General features: G+C 73.8%; 16 protein-coding genes and 1 pseudogene. 9 read left to right on the forward strand and 8 right to left on the reverse strand.

The window, feature by feature from the left end; genetic code table 11:
• Positions 1 to 10 precede the first annotated feature (10 nt).
• Together H0S66_RS18090 and H0S66_RS18095 are read right to left on the reverse strand one after the other, a co-directional pair.
• Positions 11 to 679 carry a class F sortase gene (locus tag H0S66_RS18090; RefSeq protein ID WP_258016978.1) on the reverse strand — a complete coding sequence of 223 codons (669 nt, stop codon included), beginning with the start codon at positions 677 to 679 and terminating at the stop codon, positions 11 to 13.
• Between the two features lie 113 nt (positions 680 to 792).
• Positions 793 to 1,926, reverse strand: a complete 1,134-nt coding sequence (locus tag H0S66_RS18095; protein ID WP_179616597.1) for a PP2C family protein-serine/threonine phosphatase — start codon at positions 1,924 to 1,926, stop codon at positions 793 to 795.
• A gap of 139 nt (positions 1,927 to 2,065) precedes the next feature.
• Between H0S66_RS18095 and H0S66_RS18100 the strand changes: the two are divergent.
• The 3 genes and pseudogenes from H0S66_RS18100 to H0S66_RS18110 form a co-directional block, all read left to right on the forward strand.
• Positions 2,066 to 3,505, forward strand: a pseudogene (locus tag H0S66_RS18100) (catalase); the annotation flags it as partial.
• Positions 3,506 to 3,614: 109 nt separating this feature from the next.
• Entirely contained in the window at positions 3,615 to 4,457 is an 843-nt protein-coding gene (locus tag H0S66_RS18105) for a glycerophosphodiester phosphodiesterase (RefSeq protein WP_179616599.1), read from the forward strand.
• A 12-nt stretch (positions 4,458 to 4,469) separates the two neighbouring features.
• The gene (locus H0S66_RS18110) at positions 4,470 to 5,453 is read left to right on the forward strand and encodes an alpha/beta hydrolase (protein ID WP_179616600.1); all 984 of its coding nucleotides are present in this window, start codon (positions 4,470 to 4,472) and stop codon (positions 5,451 to 5,453) included.
• Here H0S66_RS18110 and H0S66_RS18115 read toward each other — a convergent pair.
• From H0S66_RS18115 to H0S66_RS18130, 4 genes are read right to left on the reverse strand one after another with little or no spacing between them, the layout of a single operon-like run.
• Positions 5,450 to 6,223: a sulfite exporter TauE/SafE family protein gene (locus H0S66_RS18115; protein WP_179616601.1), complete on the reverse strand. Its 774-nt coding sequence runs from the start codon at positions 6,221 to 6,223 to the stop codon at positions 5,450 to 5,452. The genes H0S66_RS18110 and H0S66_RS18115 overlap by 4 nt on opposite strands.
• Before the next feature lie 11 nt (positions 6,224 to 6,234).
• Positions 6,235 to 7,338, reverse strand: coding sequence for an SPFH domain-containing protein (locus H0S66_RS18120; protein ID WP_179616602.1), 1,104 nt, complete (start codon positions 7,336 to 7,338; stop codon positions 6,235 to 6,237).
• 57 nt (positions 7,339 to 7,395) lie between these two features.
• Positions 7,396 to 7,857, reverse strand: coding sequence for an NfeD family protein (locus H0S66_RS18125; protein WP_179616603.1), 462 nt, complete (start codon positions 7,855 to 7,857; stop codon positions 7,396 to 7,398).
• A 48-nt stretch (positions 7,858 to 7,905) separates the two neighbouring features.
• On the reverse strand, positions 7,906 to 8,700 hold the full coding sequence (locus H0S66_RS18130) for an ABC transporter ATP-binding protein (RefSeq protein ID WP_179616604.1): 795 nt from the start codon (positions 8,698 to 8,700) through the stop codon (positions 7,906 to 7,908).
• A 36-nt stretch (positions 8,701 to 8,736) separates the two neighbouring features.
• Here H0S66_RS18130 and H0S66_RS18135 point away from each other — a divergent pair, with 36 nt between their 5' ends.
• The 3 genes from H0S66_RS18135 to secD are packed head-to-tail and all read left to right on the forward strand — an operon-like array spanning position 8,737 to position 11,889.
• A complete protein-coding gene (locus H0S66_RS18135) occupies positions 8,737 to 9,273 on the forward strand; it encodes a hypothetical protein (protein ID WP_258016979.1) in 537 nt (178 codons plus the stop codon).
• A complete protein-coding gene (locus H0S66_RS20700) occupies positions 9,273 to 9,512 on the forward strand; it encodes a hypothetical protein (protein WP_258016980.1) in 240 nt (79 codons plus the stop codon). The genes H0S66_RS18135 and H0S66_RS20700 overlap by 1 nt, the downstream gene beginning before the upstream one ends.
• Before the next feature lie 46 nt (positions 9,513 to 9,558).
• Positions 9,559 to 11,889, forward strand: a complete 2,331-nt coding sequence (gene secD / locus H0S66_RS18140) for a protein translocase subunit SecD (RefSeq protein WP_179616606.1) — start codon at positions 9,559 to 9,561, stop codon at positions 11,887 to 11,889.
• 16 nt (positions 11,890 to 11,905) lie between these two features.
• Here the strand turns inward: secD and H0S66_RS18145 are convergent, their stop codons facing one another.
• The gene (locus H0S66_RS18145; protein ID WP_179616607.1) at positions 11,906 to 14,350 is read right to left on the reverse strand and encodes a zinc ribbon domain-containing protein; all 2,445 of its coding nucleotides are present in this window, start codon (positions 14,348 to 14,350) and stop codon (positions 11,906 to 11,908) included.
• A 107-nt stretch (positions 14,351 to 14,457) separates the two neighbouring features.
• On the opposite strand from H0S66_RS18145, the gene serB reads away from it, so the two are divergent.
• On the forward strand, positions 14,458 to 15,693 hold the full coding sequence (serB, locus tag H0S66_RS18150) for a phosphoserine phosphatase SerB (protein WP_179616608.1): 1,236 nt from the start codon (positions 14,458 to 14,460) through the stop codon (positions 15,691 to 15,693).
• A gap of 17 nt (positions 15,694 to 15,710) precedes the next feature.
• Here serB and H0S66_RS18155 read toward each other — a convergent pair whose 3' ends face one another.
• Positions 15,711 to 16,232 (reverse strand): SixA phosphatase family protein, encoded by a 522-nt coding sequence (locus H0S66_RS18155; RefSeq protein WP_179616609.1) that lies wholly within the window; start codon positions 16,230 to 16,232, stop codon positions 15,711 to 15,713.
• A 92-nt stretch (positions 16,233 to 16,324) separates the two neighbouring features.
• Between H0S66_RS18155 and H0S66_RS18160 the strand changes: the two genes are divergently transcribed.
• Positions 16,325 to 17,350, forward strand: a complete 1,026-nt coding sequence (locus tag H0S66_RS18160; protein WP_179616610.1) for a cyanophycinase — start codon at positions 16,325 to 16,327, stop codon at positions 17,348 to 17,350.
• A complete protein-coding gene (gene cphA / locus H0S66_RS18165) occupies positions 17,347 to 20,124 on the forward strand; it encodes a cyanophycin synthetase (protein ID WP_179616611.1) in 2,778 nt (925 codons plus the stop codon). Before H0S66_RS18160 ends, cphA begins: the two co-directional genes overlap by 4 nt.
• Positions 20,125 to 20,134: the final 10 nt, after the last annotated feature.

The raw sequence follows: 20,134 nt of genomic DNA on the forward strand, positions 1-20,134 counted from the left end.
TGTTCCCGGCTCAGGCGGGCCGGTCGACCGGCTCGGCGACCACGACCACGTTGCTGCGGTAGCCCGAGCCGTCCCAGTCCTCGCAGGTGAGCACCACCAGGCGCCCGGGGACCTCCTGGCTGAAGAGCCGCCCCGCGTCGCGCGCGATGCGGCCCTTGTCGTAGACCCGCACCGTGCTGACGGCGTAGACGAGGTCGGCCCCCTCGGATCGCACGGTCATCCGGTCCCCGGCCTCGAGCGTCTCCAGGTCGTCGAGGGCCCCGCCGCCGGTGTGCACGGTGTGGCCGACCACGAGAGCACTGCCGGTCTCGGCCCCCGGGCGCGCCCCGTCCGACCACCAGCCCAGCTGTTGCGGGTCCCGCGGCGGCACCAGCACCCGCCCCGGGGCCTCGATGCCGCGCACAGGCGCGTCGACGCCGAGCTCGGGGATGCGCAGGCGGTCGGGGTCGGCCAGCGTCGCCTCGGCGTACGTCGCCTCCTCGGTGGTGTCCACCCCGGCCGCGGCAGCCTCCTCCGCGGAGCTCGCGGCGGGCGTGGGCGCAGACCCTGCCCGTCCGGGCCCCGCGCCCGGCCGCTGCGTCACCACCACCGCGAGGACGGCGAGCAGCACCAGCGAGCCGACCGCGACGAGGGCGAGCACCAGGCGGCGCTGGCGGTGGTCCAGGGTCAGCGAGGGCACGCACCCAGGGTGCCCGAGGACTCCCCCGCCCACACCTCCACCCCGTCGCCGGCGTGGATCCGTGCCGGGTCGGCGCGAGATCTGTGCCGGGTCGGCGCGAGATCTGTGCCGGGTCAGCGCGAGATCTGCGCCGGGTCGGGGAGGCGGTGCAGGACGAGCACGGCGCGGTCGTCGTCGCCCCGCGACACCCGGCGCAGCACGCGGCGCGGCAGCCCGTCGAGGCCCGAGGAGGCGGTGAGGTCGCTGGCGGTCGTGCGCAGCCACTCGACCCCGTCGTCGATGTCCTCGCCCGGGCGCTCCACGACCCCGTCGGTGTAGAACATGAGCGCGTCGCCGGGGCAGAGCCGGCCGCGGCTGGGCTCGACCTCGGCCTGGGCCGTGACCCCCAGGGCGGTGCCGCGGGCGGTGTCGACGCGCCAGGAGCCCCCCTCGCGCCGCAGCACCGGCGGGTGCCCGGCGCTGAGCACCTCGTAGGCACCGGTGCGCAGCTCGACGACCACGTGCACGGCGGTGGCGAACGCCTCGTCGGACTCCTGGCGCAGCAGGAAGTCGTTGGCGGCCTCCATCAGGCGCCCGGGCGGCACGGCGCCCAGCAGCCCGCCCAGGGCGCCCGCGAACTGCAGGGCGGCGGTCCCGGCCGCCACTCCCTTCCCGACGACGTCGACCAGGATCATCTCCAGGCGGTGGGCCTGCTCGTCGAGGCGGGCGACCAGGAAGTCGCCGGCGTAGCCGACGGAGTCGGCGGCCAGCATGGCGCTCTCGCTGCGCCAGCCCTCGGGCAGCGGCGGCACCGTCCCCTGGCGCTGGAGGCGGTCGCGCAGGTCGGAGAGGACGGTCTCGCCCAGCAGGGTGGGCAGGCCGCTGCGCTGCCGGCTCGACTGCAGCAGCACCAGCGCCGAGGCGACCACCAGCGACACCGTGGCCGAGATCCGCGACGACTCGAGCTCGCCCGGGCCCAGCGCGTCGGAGACGGCGACGCCGATCGTCCCGACCAGCGCCCACGAGACCAGCAGCAGGAGCGGGCGGTAGCGCAGCAGCAGCATGCCGGCCAGCAGCCACACGAAGACCACACCGACCGGCGCCACCCCGTAGCTGAGCGTCTGGACCGCCAGCGTGGCCGTCAGCAGGCCCAGCAGCACCACCGCCACGTAGCGCTGGCTGGCCGGGCTGCCCGAGCGCCACCCGTCGACGCGGTCCTGCACGTGGCGCGCGACCACCGTCCACGCACGCGCCGGCCTCGAGGTCACCGGCCGAAGACTAGGTGGTGCGACGGGGCCGGGGAGCCGACACCCCGAAGGGGTGACTTTTCTTGACTGGCTCCAGACAAGAGGGCAGGGTGGCGACGGTAGCGACAGCGACGTCCGCACGCCCCCAGGAGGGACCCTGATGACCCAGACCCACGGCTCGACCGCCGGCAACGGCGCCCCCGCACCCAGCGACCGCAACAGCCTCACCGTCGGCCCCGACGGCCCGATCCTGCTGCACGACCACCACTTCATCGAGCAGATGGCGCACTTCAACCGCGAGCGGGTGCCCGAGCGCAACGTGCACGCCAAGGGCTCCGGTGCGTTCGGCACGCTCGAGATCACCGGCGACATCTCGCAGTACACCAAGGCGGCCGTGCTGCAGCCCGGCGCGAAGACCGACATGCTCGCCCGGTTCTCGACCGTCGCCGGCGAGATGGGCTCCCCCGACACCTGGCGCGACCCGCGCGGGTTCTCGCTGAAGTTCTACACCTCCGAGGGCAACTGGGACCTCGTCGGCAACAACACCCCGGTCTTCTTCGTGCGCGACACGATGAAGTTCCCGCACTTCATCCGCAGCCAGAAGCGCCGCGGCGCCAACGGGCTGCGCGACAACGACATGCAGTGGGACTTCTGGACCCTCAACCCCGAGTCGGCCCACCAGGTCACCTGGCTGATGGGCGACCGGGGCATCCCCAAGACCTGGCGCCACATGAACGGCTACGGCAGCCACACCTACATGCTCTACAACGAGGCCGGGGAGAAGTCGTGGGTGAAGTTCCACTTCATCTCCGACCAGGGCGTGGAGTGCCTGACCCAGGAGGACGCCAACCGCATCGCGGGCGAGGACTCCGACTTCCACCGCCGCGACCTCTTCGACTCCATCGAGGCCGGGGACCACCCCAGCTGGACCCTCAAGGTGCAGGTGATGCCCTACGAGGACGCCAAGACCTACCGCTTCAACCCCTTCGACCTGACGAAGGTGTGGCCGCACGGCGACTACCCGCTCATCGAGGTGGGGAAGATGACGTTGCACACGAACCCCGAGAACCACTTCGCGCAGATCGAGCAGGCCGCCTTCGAGCCGTCCGCGATCGTGCCGGGCATCGGGTTCTCCCCCGACAAGATGCTGCTGGGGCGGGTCTTCGCGTACGCCGACACCCACCGCTACCGCATCGGCCCCAACTACCAGCAGCTGCCGGTCAACCGGCACCGCGTCGAGGGCGCCTACACCTACCAGTTTGACGGCCCGATGGCCTACGACCACACCGGTGACCGCTCGAAGTACGCCCCGAACTCCTACGGCGACCCGTTCTCCGACCTGACCGGGCCCGCCGAGGACGGCTGGGAGACCGACGGCGACATGGTGCGCGAGGCCTACACGCTGCGTCCCGAGGACGACGACTTCGGCCAGGCCCGCACGATGGTCAACGAGGTCTGGGACGACGCCGCGCGCGAGCGCTTCGTCTCCAACGTCGCCGGGCACCTCGCCGGCGGCGTGAGCGACGAGGTCCTGGAGCGGGCCTTCGAGTACTGGCGCAACGTCGACGAGCAGATCGGCAAGCGCATCGAGGACGCGGTGCGTGCCGGGCAGCACGGCGACCCCGCGCCGCACCCCACCGAGGCGCTCGAGACCGTCTGAGCCACGGCCGCTCCGGCACGGGGCGCCGCTCTCGTTAGAGTGGCGCCCCGTGCGAGCCAAGGAGCCGGTGCTGGTCAGTGCCCACCGCTGCGGGGCCGGTGGTGACCGTGGGCTCGAGAACACCCGGGTCGCGCTCGAGAACGCCCTCGACCTCGCGGTCGACTTCGTCGAGTTCGACGTCCAGCGCTGCGCCGACGGCACCCTCGTGCTCTTCCACGACGACTGGATGTGGGTCGGGGACCGCCGGGTCCCGCTCGCCGCGCTCTCCTTCGAGGAGTTCGCCTCCCGGGCGCCCCACTTCCTGCGCTACGAGGAGGTGCTGGAGGCGCTCGCCGGGGTGACCAGGGCCCACATCGACCTCAAGTTCACCTCCCCCGACAGCCTGTACGCCGAGGCCGCGGCCACCTGGGAGGTCCAGGCGGCCCGGCGCGCGGTGCAGGTGCTCGGCGCCGACCAGGTCATCGTGACGACCCTGGAGGACAAGGCGGTGCGCGCGGTGCGCGACTGGTCGGACCAGGAGGGCCACGACCTGCTCGTCGGCCTCTCACTGGGCCGCAGCGTGCGCGGGCTCCCCTGGCACCGCCAGGTCCGCGTGCGGGTCTCCGAGCTGCTGCCGCGGCTGCGCTACACCGAGTCGCGCGCCAACCTGGTCGTGGCCAAGCACACCCTGGCGCGGCTCGGCGTCGCCGCCTTCGCCCGCCGCCGGGGCCTGCCCCTGCTGGTGTGGACCGTGGACACCGAGGACTCGCTTCGCTACTGGATGCGACCGGGCCGGGCCTGGCTGGTGACCAGCAACGAGCCCGCCCTGGCCCTGACCGCTCGCGACGGGTTCCCCCGCCACCGCAGCGGTCGTCCCCCGAGACCGCCGCGCACCCGTCGTCGTCCCGCCTGACACACTGCCGCCATGTCGCCCGACCACGACGGCACCGTCACCGACGTGCTGGGTGAGCCCTGGCTCGCCGAGACCATCGACCTCGGGGAGGACCACGAGGGCCCGCTGGTGGCCACCCTGGTCAGCCACCGCTCCCCCCGGCCCTCGGGGCGGGCCGTGCTCTACGTGCACGGCTTCGCCGACTACTTCTTCCAGACCGGCTTCGCCCAGTGGTGGCTCGAGCGCGGCTACGACTTCTACGCCCTCGACCTGCGCAAGTACGGCCGCTCGATCCGCCCCGGCCAGACCCCGACGTACGTCACCGACCTCGCCGAGTACGACGCCGAGCTCGAGATCGCCTGGCAGCGCATCACCGAGCGTGACCGCCACGACCGCGTGGTCGTGGCGGCGCACTCCACCGGTGGTCTCGTCACCTCGCTGTGGCTCGACCGGCAGCGGCCCGCCGAGCTGGCCGGGCTGGTGCTCAACTCGCCGTGGCTCGACCTGCAGGGCAGCCTGCTGCTGCGCACCGTGGGCACCGCGGTGATCAAGCAGCTGGGGGCCCGCCAGCCGATGCGCGAGATCCGCCGCGACGTCTCCGGCCTCTACGGCCGCAGCCTGCACCGCGACCACGGCGGCGAGTGGGACTTCGACCTGTCCTGGAAGCCCCTGGAGTCCTTCGCGGTGTACGTCGGCTGGTTGCGGGCGGTGCGCACCGGGCACGCCCGCCTGCAGCGCGGCCTCGACGTGCCGGCGCCGGTGCTGGTGCTCTCCTCCGACCGCTCCACGGTGCCCACCGAGATGGGCGACGACGTGCACACCGCCGACATCGTGCTCGAGGTGCCGCAGATCCGCCGCTGGGCCACCGCCCTGGGTGCGCACGTCACCTACGTGGCGGTGCCGGGGGCTCGCCACGACGTGGTGCTCTCGCGGCCCGAGGCCCGTGAGCGCGCCTACGCCGAGATCGAGCGCTGGCACCGCGCCTACGTCGAGGGCGACCCGACGGCGCCCGCCTAGCCCAGGACCAGCACCACGAAGGCGGTCAGGCCGACCACCACGATGACCGCGCGCAGCAGCAGCGGGGGGAGCCGTCGTCCCACGTGCGCGCCGATCTGGCCACCCACCACGGCCCCGACCGCGATCACCGCGACGATGGTCCAGTCGATGGAGGCCACGGCCACGAAGACGACCGCGGCGACCCCGTTGACGATGGCGGCGAGCACGTTCTTGACGGCGTTGAGGCGCTGCAGGTCGTCGGCCACGCCGATGCCGAGCACGCCCATCAGCAGCACGCCCTGGGCGGCGCCGAAGTACCCGCCGTAGACACCGGTGCCCAGCACCGCGGGCCACACCCACCCGGCCCCGTCGCGCGCCGCCACGCCGGCGGCGTCCCGTGCGGCACGCCGGGCGGCCACCCGGCGCGCGACGCTGGGCTGGACCACGACCAGCACGACACCGAGCAGCACGAGCGCCGGCACGATCGTGGCGAACGCGTCCTCGGGGAGCACCAGGAGCAGCACGGCGCCCACGGTGCCGCCCAGGAACGAGGCGGCGCCCAGGCGCAGCACCCGGTCACGCTGCCCGGCCAGCTCGCGGCGGTAGCCCCAGACGGCCGAGAGGGACCCGGGGACCAGCCCCACGTTGTTGGAGACGTTGGCCGTCACCGGCGGCACGCCGAAGGCCAGCAGCGTGGGGAACGTGATGAGGGTGCCCGACCCCACGACGGCGTTGATGGAACCGGCCGCGACCCCGGCGAGCAGGATCACGGCCGTCTCGAGCAGCCCCATCTAGGCGGTGGTCACTCGGCGTCACCCTGGGGACGCTCGGTGGACTCGGCGCGCGCCCGCCCCGGGTTGGCGGCCTTGGCCGCCTCCTCGATCGCGGCCTGGACGGCGGCGTTGCTCGACCCGCTGGTCCCACCGGTCTCGGGGACCTTCGGCTCGCTGGGGCCCATGTCGACGCGCTTGAGCGGCCCCTCGACCTCCTGCGGAATCCCCTTGAGGTCGTTCATCGTCGAGCCGAGGCCCTCGAGGGCCTTGCCGATCTCGCTGGGCACGATCCAGACCTTGTTGGCGTCGCCCTCGGCGATCTTCGGCATCATCTGCAGGTACTGGTAGGCCAGCAGCGACTGGTCGGGCTGGCCGTCGTGGATGGCCTGGAAGACCGTCTGGATGGCCTGGCCCTCGCCCTGGGCGCGCAGGATCTGCGACTCGCGGTCGGCCTGGGCGCGCAGGATCTGCGACTCGCGGTCGCCCTCGGCGGTCAGGATGGCCGACTGCTTCTGGCCCTCGGCGGTCAGGATGGCCGACTGGCGCTCGCCCTCGGCGGTGAGGATCAGCGCACGCTTGTCGCGGTCGGCGCGCATCTGCTTCTCCATCGAGTCCTTGATCGACGGCGGCGGGTCGATGCCCTTGAGCTCGACCCGGTTGACCCGGATGCCCCACTTGCCGGTGGCCTCGTCGAGGACCCCGCGCAGGCGGGTGTTGATCTCGTCGCGGCTGGTCAGCGTCTCCTCGAGGTCCATCCCGCCGACGATGTTGCGCAGCGTCGTCATCGTCAGCTGCTCGACGGCCTGGATGTAGTTGGCGATCTCGTAGGTCGCCGCCACGGGGTCGGTGACCTGGAAGTAGATGACGGTGTCGATCGAGACCACGAGGTTGTCCTCGGTGATGACCGGCTGCGGCGGGAAGCTGACGACCTGCTCACGCATGTCGATGACGTAGCGCACCTTGTCGATGAACGGCACCACGATGTTCAGGCCCGGGGAGAGCGTGTTCTTGTACTTGCCGAAGCGCTCGACGATCGCCGCGCGCGCCTGCGGCACGATCCGGATCGTCTTGGCGAGCACCACCGCGATGAACAGGAACAGCACCGCGGCCACGATGAGAAGGGCGAGACCCATGGGTTCTCCTCGGAGGTTGGGACGTGCGGACGGTCGTGCTGGGCGTGCTGGGTGCGGTCAGGCCTCGAGCCTGGGCACCGGGTGGACGTAGGCGGTGGCGCCCCGGATCTGCAGCACCTCGACGGTCTCACCGGGCTCGATGGTGGTCATCGTGTCGTACGGCGCCGCGGTCCACTCCTCGCCGGCCAGGCGGACCCGGCCCACGTCGGTGGCGCTGATGCGCATCGTGACCTGGCCCTGGGTGCCCAGGAGCCGGTCGTGGCCCAGGGTCAGCTCGGGGCCGCCGTGCAGGCGGGTGATCAGCCGGGGCCGCAGCAGGGTCAGCGTCGCCAGCGACGCGGCCGAGGCGGCCAGCAGCTGCAGGGCCAGCGGCAGGTCGAAGGCGCCCGCGACGGCGCCGGTCAGGGCACCGACCGCGAGCATCATGAAGATGAGGTCGAGGCTGAACATCTCGACGACACCCAGGGCGGCGGCGAGCCCGAGCCAACCGACCCAGCTGTTGTCGCTCCACCAGTCCATGACCTCACCCTACCCAGGGCGCGGTGCCGGGTCTTTACCTGCCGCGGCTCAGTGGGCGCGGGTGCGACGACGCGCCGCCCAGCGCCCGTCCTCGTGGGTCAGGCTCAGCGGCATCCCGAAGGTCGCCGAGAGTGCCGACTCGGTCAGCACCTGGTCGAGCAGGCCCGCCTCGACGACCCGGCCCTCGCGCAGCAGCAGGGCGTGGGTGAACCCGGGCGGGATCTCCTCGACGTGGTGGGAGACCAGCACCGTGGCCGGCGAGTCGGGGTCGTAGGCCAGCATCGACAAGGTGGCGACCAGGTCCTCGCGCCCGCCCAGGTCGAGCCCGGCGGCGGGCTCGTCGAGCAGCAGCAGCTCGGGGTCGGTCATCAGCGACCGGCAGATCTGCACCCGCTTGCGCTCGCCCTCCGACAGGGTGCCGAAGGTGCGGTCGGCCAGGTGCAGCGCCCCGAGCTCGCGCAGCAGCGCGTCGGCGCGCTCGTGGTCGAGCGGGTCGTACTCCTCCTGCCAGCGCCCCACGACGGCGTACGACGCGGAGACGACGAGGTCGCGCACGGTCTCGTGGCGCGGGATCCGCTCGGCGAGGGCGGCGCTGGTCAGGCCGATGCGCGGGCGCAGCTCGAAGACGTCGACGGTGCCGAGGACCTCCTCGAGCACCGCGGCCACCCCGTCGGTGGGGTGGATCTGGGCCGAGGCGAGCTGGAGCAGGGTGGTCTTGCCGGCGCCGTTGGGCCCGAGCACCACCCACCGCTCGTCCTCCTCCACGGTCCAGCTGACCCGGTCGAGCAGGGTGGCTGCGCCCCGTCGGACGGAGACGTCGGCGAACTCGAGGACTGCTGCCATGGCGTCACCCTAACCACCGGCGTACCCTCAGCCGCCGTGACCTCACCCCTGCCCGCCGCCGCCCGCCTCGCCTGGTGGGGCACCGCCTGGTTGCGCGGGCACGTGGTGGCCGACCTCGTGGTCGACGCGGTGGTCGACGACCAGGCCACGCACGCGGTCGCGGGCCTGGGCTCCCTGGGGCTGGGCGGCGACGCGACCGAGACGCTGCTGGGCGGGCTGGGGCGCCTGCGCGTCGAGGGCGCCGACACCATCGGCGCGGCCTTCGGTGTCGAGGGCGACCCCGTCGGGCTGGGCGGTCCCCCGGTCTTCAACGCCGCCGCCCTCGAGGCCGGCGAGGCCGTGGTGGTGACCGGGGCCGGCATGCGTGCCACCCCGGCGCCCCGGGGGCCGTGGGTCTGGTGCCGGTCGTCGTCGGCGCGGCGACCACCTGGGTGGCCGAGCCGGCCGCGCGCCGCCAGCTGCCCGACGTCGGCGAGGCCGACCGGGCGCTGCGCGCGGCGCTGCCGGCCACCGCCGACCTGCTGGCCCGGCTCGAGGTGGCGCGCTGGCGGCCCGAGGTCGCCGACCGGCTGATGGACCTGCGCCACCGCGAGGCGCTCGACGCCCCGCCCGGCGTCCCGGCCCGCTGCGTCGAGCTCGCTGCCCGGGGGCTGCAGGCGCTGGAGATCACCGACCTGGCGCTCGAGGACGACGGCGGCGCTATCAGCGCCGCCGAGGCCGACGCGCGCGCCCAGGCGCTGCGGCCGCTGGCCCGCGCCGGTCGACGGGCCCTGGTGGCGGCCTGCTCGCCCGAGGTCTGGCCGCCCTCCTGAGAGCCCGGTGTGTGACGTAAAGAACGCATGACGGAACATGTGCGTCATGCGCAAGAGCTCGTGGTGGCGTTTCCTCGTCGCCGTCCTGGTCCTGATCGGTGCCGCCCTGCTGACCCTGGGCTCGACGCCCAAGCTCGGCCTGGACCTCTCCGGAGGCACCCAGATCACCCTGGAGGCCAGCTCGACCGACACGGTCGAGGCCAACGCCGAGAACACCGACCGGGCCGTGGAGGTGCTGCGCGGGCGCGTCGACGCCCTCGGCGTCACCGAGCCGACCCTCGTGCGCTCGGGCGAGAACCGCATCCTCATCGAGCTCCCCGGCGTCGAGGACCCGCGCGAGGCCGCCGAGGTCGTCGGCCGGACCGCGCGCCTGACCTTCCACCCGGTGCTCGGCACCGACCCCAGCATCGTCGGCGACACCGGTGACGAGCCCGAGGAGGGCTCGCAGCAGCCCGACACCGACAAGCAGGGCCGCTTCGCCACCACCGACGAGGACGGCGGGCCCCTCGTGCTCGGCCCGGCCCAGCTCGAGGGCGACGACGTCTCGAGCGCCACCGCCGGCATCCAGGAGCAGGGTGTGCAGTGGGTGGTCGACGTCGAGTTCGCCAGCAAGGGCCAGGACGCCTGGGCCTCGCTGACCGGCGACGCCGCCTGCTTCCAGCAGGGCGACCCCCAGCGCCGCATCGCGATCGTCCTCGACAGCGAGGTCATCAGCTCCCCGCAGGTCCAGGACTCCACCTGCGACGTGGGCCAGCTCGGCGGGCGCACCCAGATCAGCGGCAGCTTCACCGAGGCCTCGGCCCAGAACCTCGCCCTGCTCATCGAGGGTGGCGCCCTGCCGCTGCCGGTCGAGATCATCTCCCAGCAGGTCGTCGGCCCCACGCTGGGCGACGAGGCCATCGACGCCTCGTTCAAGGCCGGCCTGATCGGCCTGCTGCTGACCGGCCTCTTCATCACCTTCGCCTACCGGCTCTCCGGCTTCCTCGCAGTGGTCGCGCTGGGCTGCTACGCCCTCATCTCGTACGCCATCCTGGTCGCGCTCGGCGCCACCCTCACCCTGCCCGGCCTCGCCGGCTTCGTGCTCGCCATCGGCATGGCGATCGACGCCAACGTGCTGGTCTTCGAGCGCGCCAAGGAGGAGAGCTCCGAGCAGGGGGCACCGCCGGCGCGCGCGATCTCGACGGGCTTCTCGAAGGCCTGGTCGGCCATCCTCGACTCCAACGTCACCACCCTGCTCGCCGGTGGCCTGCTGTTCTTCCTGGCCACCGGCCCGGTCCGCGGCTTCGGCGTGACCCTCACGATCGGTGTCATCGCCTCGATGTTCTCGGCGATGGTCATCAGCCGGGTCCTGGTCGAGTTCGCCGCCTCCCGCAAGGTCGTGCGCCGCCGCCCGGCGCTGACCGGGTTCGCGAAGACCGGCAAGGTCCACGACGTCCTGCTCGAGAAGAACCCCGACATCATGGGGCGCTCGCGGATCTGGCTGGCCGTCTCCGCCGCCGTGGTCGTCGCGGCGCTGGCCGGGATCGGGCTCAACGGCCTCAACCTCGGCGTCGAGTTCACCGGCGGGCGGGTGCTCGACTTCACCACCACGACCGCCGCGACCGCCGGCGACGTCGAGACGGTGCGCTCCGACCTCGGCGACGAGGGCTTCGACGACGCCGTCGTGCAGACCTCCGGCGACGGCGACCTGGTGGTCAAGGTCGGCGACGTCGACAACGACCAGGCCCAGCTGATCCGCGACACCGTCACCGCCGCCGTCCCGGGCTCCGACCTCGAGTCCGACTCGCTGATCGGGCCGTCCCTCGGCGACGAGCTGCGCAACAAGGCCCTGATCGCCCTCGGCATCGCCCTGGCCGCCCAGATGCTCTACCTCGCGCTGCGCTTCCGCTGGGTCTTCGGCGCCTCGGCCGCCATCGCCATGCTCCACGACGTCTCGATCGTCATCGGTGTCTTCGCCTGGCTCGGCCGGCCCGTCGACGGGGTCTTCCTCGCCGCGATCCTCACCGTCATCGGCCTGAGCGTCAACGACACCGTCGTCGTCTTCGACCGGGTGCGCGAGAAGTGGCGCGGCACCCGTGAGGGCGGCGAGACCTTCTCCGACTCGTGCAACGAGGCGGTGCTGGCCACCGTCCCCCGCACGATCAACACCGGTCTCGGCACGATGTTCATCCTGGGCGCCCTGTTCGTGCTCGGCGGCGACTCGCTGACCGACTTCGCGCTCGCACTGCTCATCGGCCTGGTCGTCGGCACCTACTCCTCGGTCTTCACCGCCACCCCGCTGGCGGTGCTGATGCACCGGGTCTGGCCGGTTGAGCCACGCGAGCCCCGGGCCAAGCGCGTCGAGCGCACGCCCGACGACAGCGGCGCGGTCGTCTGAGCCCCGCTGCGGGGCCTCAGCGCAGCCGCGCCAGGTAGCCGCCGGCGACCCTCAGGTCGCGCACCCGGCGCTCCCAGGTGATCCCGACCACGAGCAGCAGGGCGCCCGCCGCCGCGAGCAGCACCCACTGCGGCGTGGCGGCGGCGTACGGCGCCAGCTCGCGCAGCACCACCAGCGCGCCGGCGACCCCGCCGACGAGCAGCGGCGCCTGCCAGCCCAGCCGGGTCCCGCCCAGCACCAGGACCAAGCAGCCCGTGCCCAGCAGCAGCGCCCGCCACGACACCGGGTCCTGGGCCAGCACCCACAGCAGGCTGGGCACGACGGCCAGCAGCAGCCCCGGCAGCAGGGTCTCCACCGATCCGCGCCCGGGCGTGCGACGCAGCGCCAGCAGCCCCACCACGAGCAGCGCCAGGGCGCTGGGGGCGGTGTAGGGCTCGGGCGCCTCGACCCCGATGTCGGCCAGCTGCACCCAGGTCGCAGCGGCGAGCAGCAGCCCGCCCGCCCAGGCGACCCGGCGGCGACGGGCGTCGGTGAGGGCCCGAGCCACGAGCAGGGCACCGACCAGGGTCAGGTGCAGCGACAGCGACACCGACAGGTCGTCGGCGGCGAGCACGCCGGCGACGGCCGGCCACGGCGCGACCAGCACCGTGGCGACGTCGACGTCGGCACGACGTACCAGCAGGGCCAGCCCGCCCACGACCACCAGGGTCGCCGCACCGCGCTGGGCGACGTCGAGGCCGACCACGCTCCCGAGCGCCCAGAGGGCCGCCACGAGCGCCACGGGCAGCGCGGCCCACACCTCCGTGGCGGCGGCTCCCCCGGCGCGCACGACCCGGGAGCCGAGGGCGAGGGTGAGCAGACCGGCGGTCACGGCCGCCAGCGCCGCGCTCGGCAGGGCCAGCAGCGCCGTCAGCGCAGCGACCGCGAGGCCGACCCCGGCCGCCGACCGGGGCGCGAGCGCCACCGTCGCCCCCGACACGAGCGCCACCGGCACCACCAGCGCCGCCAGCGGCGCGTCGAGCAGCGCGGCGCTGGCCAGGACCGAGACGACCACCGCCAGGCCGGTCACGGTGACGCCCGCGCGCCGCCACGGCTCCCGCGGCGCGACCAGCGCCAGCACGACCAGGGCCAGGAGCGCGAGCGCGAGCACCGCCGGGACGAGCAGCAACGGGTCCCACGCCGTGCCGAGACCGTGCAGGCGCACGCCCACGGAGGCCGAGTAGGGGTCCCCCACGCTCAGCAGCGCGTCGAGGGCGGCCGTGTGCATCGAGAGGACCGGGCCGAGCACCGGCGCTGCGAAGGCCAGGGCGGCCCCGACCGGCACCACGCGGGCCCGGACCGGCAGGCGCGGCGGCCCCAGCACCAGCGCGAGCGCCACCAGGCTCCAGGCGGCCACGACCGCGCCGGTGGCGACCAGGACGGCGTCAGCGCCCTCGTCGAGGGCCGGCATCACGACGACCAGGCTGACCAGGGCCAGCGCCACGACGGCCGGCACGACCGCGGCCCGGTGCCGGCGTACGTCGCCGGCGAGCAGCGGCAGCAGTGCGAGGACGGCGACCAGCAGCCACGTCGCGCCTCCCTCGGCCCACAGCCCGCGCAGGCTCAGGTCGTCGGTGGTGTCGACGACCGAGACCGCCAGGAGCACCCACCAGGCCAGCACTCCCCCGACCGCGGCCGCCGCCCGCAGGACCGTCAGGCGCAGCCGGGCCCCGAGCAGCACCAGCACGCCGGACCCGAGCACGCCGCCGACCCAGGCGCCGGCGCCTCCCCCGGCTCCGTCGTCGACCAGGGCGGCCATGGCTCCCGCGACCACCAGCAGCGCCGGGGCCGGGACCAGCTGGGGCACGACGGGGCGGGCCCGGGCCAGCAGCAGGTGCAGCGCCGAGAGCGCCAGCCCGGCCGCCGCGAGCGCCGACCCGAGCACGACGCCCGACCCGGCGCTGCCCGGCTCGGGCACCCAACCCGACTCGGCGGCCCCGAGCACGTCGAGGACCACCAGCCCGAGCGCGACCGCGGCGACGGCCTCGGCGGCCGTCGCCAGGTCGTGGCGCCGGAGCAGCAGCGAGCCACCGCCCGCCGAGAGCGTCAGCACGAGCAGCACGGCGGTGCGGCCGGCGACCCCGAGCGACGACCAGGCCACCGCGAGGAAGACCACGGCGGCGACCAGCAGGCAGGCGGCGCCGAGCGCGAGCAGCAGCTGGGGCACGGTGGCCTGGCTGAGCCCGCGGCGGCGCGACGCGGGGGCGGGCTCGGGCGCAGGCCCGGGGCCGGCGGCCGGGGCGCCGGGCACCGCCGACGCGCGCAGCCGCCCGAGCAGCTCGTCGGCGCGCCGCAGCGTCGCCAGCAGCTCGTCGGCGAGCGGGTCGCGCAGCGGCAGGCCGCAGCGGGGGCACGAGACCGGGTCCTGCGGCAGCACCGCCCCGCAGTCGGGGCACAGGTCGGGGCGGGCGTAGGAGGACATGCATCCAGCACACCGCCCCGGGGCGGGCCGCCACCAGGGTCGAAGGACTCAGCTGCCTGGGTACGGGTGCTCAACCCCGGGCCGGGCGGCGCTAGCCTCGTCCTGCGATGAACCAGCCATCCCCGCCGCCCGAGGGCGCACGCCCCGAGACGCTCCTGATCACCCTGACCGGCCGCGACCGCCCCGGCGTCACCTCCGCGGTGTTCGCGACCCTGGCCCGCGCCGGGGTCGAGGTGGTCGACCTCGAGCAGATCCGGCTGCGCCGCCGGCTCATCCTCGGTGTCCTGGTGACGGTCCCCGAGGACGCGGCGGGCCTGCAGCGCGCGGTCGAGGAGACCGCCGCCGAGCTCGACATGAGCGTCGAGGTCGAGGCCGGCACCGGCGACACCCGGCCCCCCGCCCGCGGCGGCTCCCACGTGACCGTGCTCGGCACGCCGCTCAGCGCCTCGGCCATGGCGGCCGTGGCCGGGCGGATCGCGGAGGCCGGCGCCAACATCGACCGCATCGAGCGGATGGCCCGCTACCCCGTCACCGCCTTCGACCTGCACGTCTCGGGGGCCGAGCCCGAGCGGCTGCGCGAGCTGCTGGCCCTCGAGGCCGCCAGCCAGGGCATCGACGTGGCCGTGCAGCCCGCCAACCTGCTGCGCCGCGGGATGCGCCTGATCGTGATGGACGTCGACTCCACCCTCATCCAGGGCGAGGTCATCGAGATGATCGCCGCGCACGCCGGCTGCGAGGCCGAGGTCGCCGAGGTCACCGAGCGCGCCATGCGCGGCGAGCTGGACTTCGAGGAGTCCCTGCGCTCACGGGTCGCCCTGCTCGAGGGGGTGCCCGCCAGCGCCCTGCACGAGGTGTACGACGCCATCCAGCTGGCCCCCGGCGCCCGCACGATGGTGCGGACCCTGCGCCGGTTGGGCTACCGCTTCGCCATCGTCTCGGGCGGCTTCACCCAGATCACCGACCGGCTCGCCACCGACCTGGGCATCCACTTCGCCCGGGCCAACGAGCTCGAGATCGTCGACGGGCGCCTGACCGGTCGCATCGTCGGCGAGGTCGTCGACCGCGCCGGCAAGGCCAGGGCGCTGCGCGAGTTCGCCGCCGAGATCGGCGTCGACGTGGCCTCGACCATCGCCATCGGCGACGGCGCCAACGACCTCGACATGCTGGCCGCCGCCGGTCTCGGCATCGCCTACAACGCCAAGCCGATGGTGCGCGACGCCGCCGACACCTCGGTCAACGTGCCCTACCTCGACGCGATCATCTACCTGATGGGCATCAGCCGCGAGGAGGTGGAGGCCGCCGACCGTGCGGTCGGCATCACCACCCCGGCACCGCCGGTCTGAGCCGGGCGGCCCGTGGCTCAGCCGCGGGCGACGTGGTGGGCCAGCACGGTCGCCGACTCCGGGGCGAGGTCGGCCCAGCTGGTGCCCACCGCGAAGACCGTGAGCGCCGAGGTCGGGTAGCCGCCCAGCAGCGCGGTGACGGCCCCGGGGTCGCCGTCGCCGTCGTCGAGCAGGTGCGCCAGGGACCCGATGGTCGGGTTGTGCCCCACCACGACCAGCGTGCCGACCTCGGCGGGCACCAGCCGCACCAGGTCCAGCGCCGCGTCGGTGCCGGCCTCGTAGAGACCGCGGTCGAGGTCGGGCGCCAGCGACCAGCCGGCCCCCGCGCACAGGTGCTCCCAGGTCTGCGCGGTGCGCACCGCCGAGGACACCAGCGCGTGGTCGGGCTCGACGCCCTGCTCGGCCAGCCACCGGCCGCCCGCCTCGGCGTCGCGTCGCCCGCGGGGGCTCAGCTCGCGGGCGGCGTCGGTCGCGGCCGCGTCCACGGCCTGGGCGTGCCGGGCCAGGACCAGGCGTCGGGGGGCGTTCTCGCTGCTCACCCATCCACCCTGCCAGCCCCCTGCTCACCGATCCAGCACCGCCGTGCCGCGGCACCTGCGGGGTGAGGAGCGTCATGCCCTAGCGTGTCGCCATGCCCAGAGGTCCCCTGATGATCATCGGCGGCGCGGAGGACAAGCTGCGCCGCCGCACCGTCCTGCAGGACTTCGTCACCGCCAGCGGTGATCGCGAGGCCCGCATCGTCGTCATCCCCACCGCCTCCTCGATCGGCGAGGAGATCATGGCGGTCTACGACGCCCTGTTCCGCAAGCTGGGCGCACCCCAGGTCGCCTGCGTCGACCCCGCCTCCCGCGAGGAGGCCCACGACGAGGCGCTGGTCGCCCTGCTCGACGACGCCACCGGCGTCTTCATGACCGGCGGCAACCAGCTCAAGCTCTCGGGCCTGCTCAACGGCACGCCGGTCGGCGACGCGATCGTGCGGGCCCACCACCGCGGAGCGGTCGTGGCCGGCACCTCGGCCGGCGCCAGCATCCAGTCCAGCCACATGGTGGCCTTCGGCTCCGGCGGGGCGACGCCCAAGCAGCGGATGACCCAGGTGGCCGCCGGCCTGGGCCTGGTGTCGTCGTCGGTGATCGACCAGCACTTCGAGCAGCGCAACCGCTACGGGCGGCTGCTGATGATCGTGGCCCAGAGCCCCCAGCTGCTGGGCATCGGCGTCGACGAGGACACCGCCGCCACCGTCACCCACGAGGTGGACGAGGAGACCGGCGAGGAGCGCGAGCTGCTGCGGGTCTCCGGTCGCGGCGCCGTGACCGTCATGGACGGCTCCCGGATGATCACCAACGCCTTCGAGGCCAAGCGCTCGGCACCGCTGCTGGCCAGCGGCGTCGTGCTGCACGTGCTGCCGGCCGGGGCGACGTACGACCTGACGGCGCGCGAGCTGCTGCCCGGCGAGACCGAGGTGGCCCCCGAGGACGCCGCCGAGCTCGAGGAGTTCGGCAAGGACCTGCGCCGGATGGCGCGCGACATCGCCGCCTCCGACGCCTCGCCCACCGTCCTCAAGCGCCGCATGGCGCGCCTGCGCAAGCTCCGCTCGGCGGAGCAGTCGCCCCTCGACGAGCAGCCCGTGACCACCCCCGAGAACGGAGCGAACCGATGACCGAGCGCCCCACCCCCGACCTGAGCATCGTCGAGACCCGGGTCTACCGCGGAGCCAACATCTGGTCCTACGACCGGGCCATCCACCTGGTGGTCGACCTGGGCGTGCTGGAGAAGTTCCCGACCAGCACCCTGCCCGGCTTCACCGACCACCTGGTCGCGATGCTGCCGGGGCTGCGCGAGCACTCGTGCTCGCGCGGCAAGCGCGGCGGGTTCGTCGAGCGCCTGCACGAGGGCACCTGGCTGGGCCACGTGGCCGAGCACTGCGCGCTCGCGCTGCAGCAGGTCGTGGGCCACGACGTACGACGCGGCAAGACCCGCCAGGTCAAGGGCCGCGAGGGCGTCTACAACGTGATCTTCGGGTACGCCGACGAGCAGGTCGGCCTCGCCGCCGGCCGGCTGGCCGTGCGCCTGGTCAACCACCTGGTCGAGGCCGACCCCGACTTCGACTGGGACGTCGAGCTCGAGGAGTTCATCCGCCGCGCCCAGCGCACGGCGTTCGGCCCCTCGACCCAGGCCATCATCGACGAGGCCGTCTCGCGCGACATCCCCTGGATCCGGCTCAACCAGTACTCGCTGGTCCAGCTGGGCCAGGGCGTCCACGCCCAGCGGATCCGGGCCACGATGACCTCGCAGACCTCCTCGATCGCCGTCGACATCGCCTCCGACAAGGACCTCACCACCTCGCTGCTCTCGGCCGCCGGGCTGCCGGTGCCCAAGCAGGAGTCGGTGCGCACCGTCGAGGGCTGCGTGCGCGCGGCCGAGCGGATCGGCTACCCGGTCGTGGTCAAGCCGCTCGACGGCAACCACGGGCGCGGTGTCTGCCTGGACCTCCAGGACGAGAAGGAGGTCCGTGAGGCCTTCGAGGTGGCGCGCGAGCAGTCGCGCCGCGGCTACGTCATCGTCGAGTCCTTCGTCGTCGGCAAGGACTACCGCTGCCTGATCATCGACGGCAAGGTCGCCGCGATCGCCGAGCGGGTGCCCGCCTCCGTGGTCGGCGACGGCTCCTCCACCGTCGAGCAGCTGGTCGACACCGCCAACGCCGACCCGCGCCGCGGCGTGGGCCACGAGAAGGTGCTGACCCGCATCAAGGTCGACGACGCGGCCGTCGAGCTGGTGCGCGAGCAGGGCTTCGCGATGTCCGACGTGCCGCCCGAGGGCACCACCGTGCGCCTGGCGCTGACCGGCAACATGTCGACCGGCGGCATCTCCATCGACCGCACCTTCGAGGCGCACCCCGAGAACGTCGAGATCGCCGAGGAGGCCGCCCGCATGGTCGGCCTCGACATCGCCGGCATCGACTTCATCTGCCCCGACATCACCGAGCCGGTGCGCGAGACCGGCGGTGCGATCTGCGAGGTCAACGCGGCCCCCGGCTTCCGGATGCACACGCACCCGACCATCGGCGAGCCGCAGTTCATCGCCAAGCCCGTCGTCGACATGCTCTTCCCGCCGGGCGCCAAGTCGCGGATCCCGATCGTGGCCGTCACCGGCACCAACGGCAAGACGACCACCTCGCGGATGATCAGCCACATCTTCAAGGGCATGGGCCGCAAGGTCGGCATGACCTCCACCGACGGCGTGGTCATCGACGAGCGCCTGGTGATCCGGGCCGACGCCTCCGGGCCCCGCTCGGCCCGGATGGTCCTGCAGAACCCGCGCGTCGACACGGCCGTCTTCGAGGTGGCCCGCGGCGGCATCCTGCGCGAGGGCCTGGGCTACGAGCGCAACGACGTGGCCGTGGTCCTCAACGTCGCCCCCGACCACCTGGGGCTGCGCGGCATCGACACCGTCGAGCAGCTCGCCGACGTCAAGGCGGTGCTGGTCGAGGCGGTCCCGCGCGACGGGCACGCCGTGCTCAACGCCGACGACCCGCTGGTGCGCAACATGCGGCGCCGCTGCTCGGGCCAGGTGGTGTGGTTCTCCATGGACGAGCCGGGCACCGAGACCCGCGACATGATCGACGCCCACTGCCGCCGCGGCGGCAAGGCGCTGGTGCTCAACCCCTCCGAGCGCGGCGAGATGATCGTGGTCAAGCACGGCCCGCGCGAGATGCAGCTGGCCTGGACCCACCTGCTGCCGGCGACCTTCGGCGGCAAGGCGCGGATGAACGTGCAGAACGCGCTCGCGGCCGCCGCCGCGGCGTTCGCCTCGGGCGCCCCGCTGCACGACATCCGCCAGGGCCTGCGCTCGTTCTCGACGAACTACTACCTCTCCCCCGGTCGTCTCAACGAGATCGAGGTCAACGGCGTCAACGTCATCATCGACTACTGCCACAACGCCCCCGGGATGCGGATGCTCGGCGACTTCGTCGACCGCGTCGGCGACTCCCTCGAGGGCTCCCACGACCTGGCCCGCCCCTCCCGCATCGGCGTCATCGCCACCGCGGGCGACCGGCGCGACCAGGACATGCGCGAGCTCGGCGAGGTCGCCGCGCAGCACTTCGACGTCGTGGTCGTGCGCGAGGACGAGGCGCTGCGCAAGCGCCAGCGCGGCGAGACCGCGGCGCTGGTGCTCGAGGGGGTGCGCTCGGCGATGGCCGCCGGGGCGCGCTGCAAGCAGGTCGAGCAGATCCTCGAGGAGAACGACGCGGTGCGCCACGCCATGTCGCGCGCCAACCGCGGCGACCTCGTGGTCCTGTGCGTCGACCGGCACGCGGCGGTGATGACCGAGCTCGAGAACTGGTCGCCGCAGGCCCAGGCCGGCGCCGGCTTCTCCGACGACTCCCCCCTCGCCGACCCCGACTACGTCGCCACCCCCCACCCCGAGGCCTGACGGCCGAGCA

The organism is Nocardioides marinisabuli (assembly GCF_013466785.1).
Classification (GTDB): Bacteria; Actinomycetota; Actinomycetes; order Propionibacteriales; family Nocardioidaceae; genus Nocardioides; species Nocardioides marinisabuli.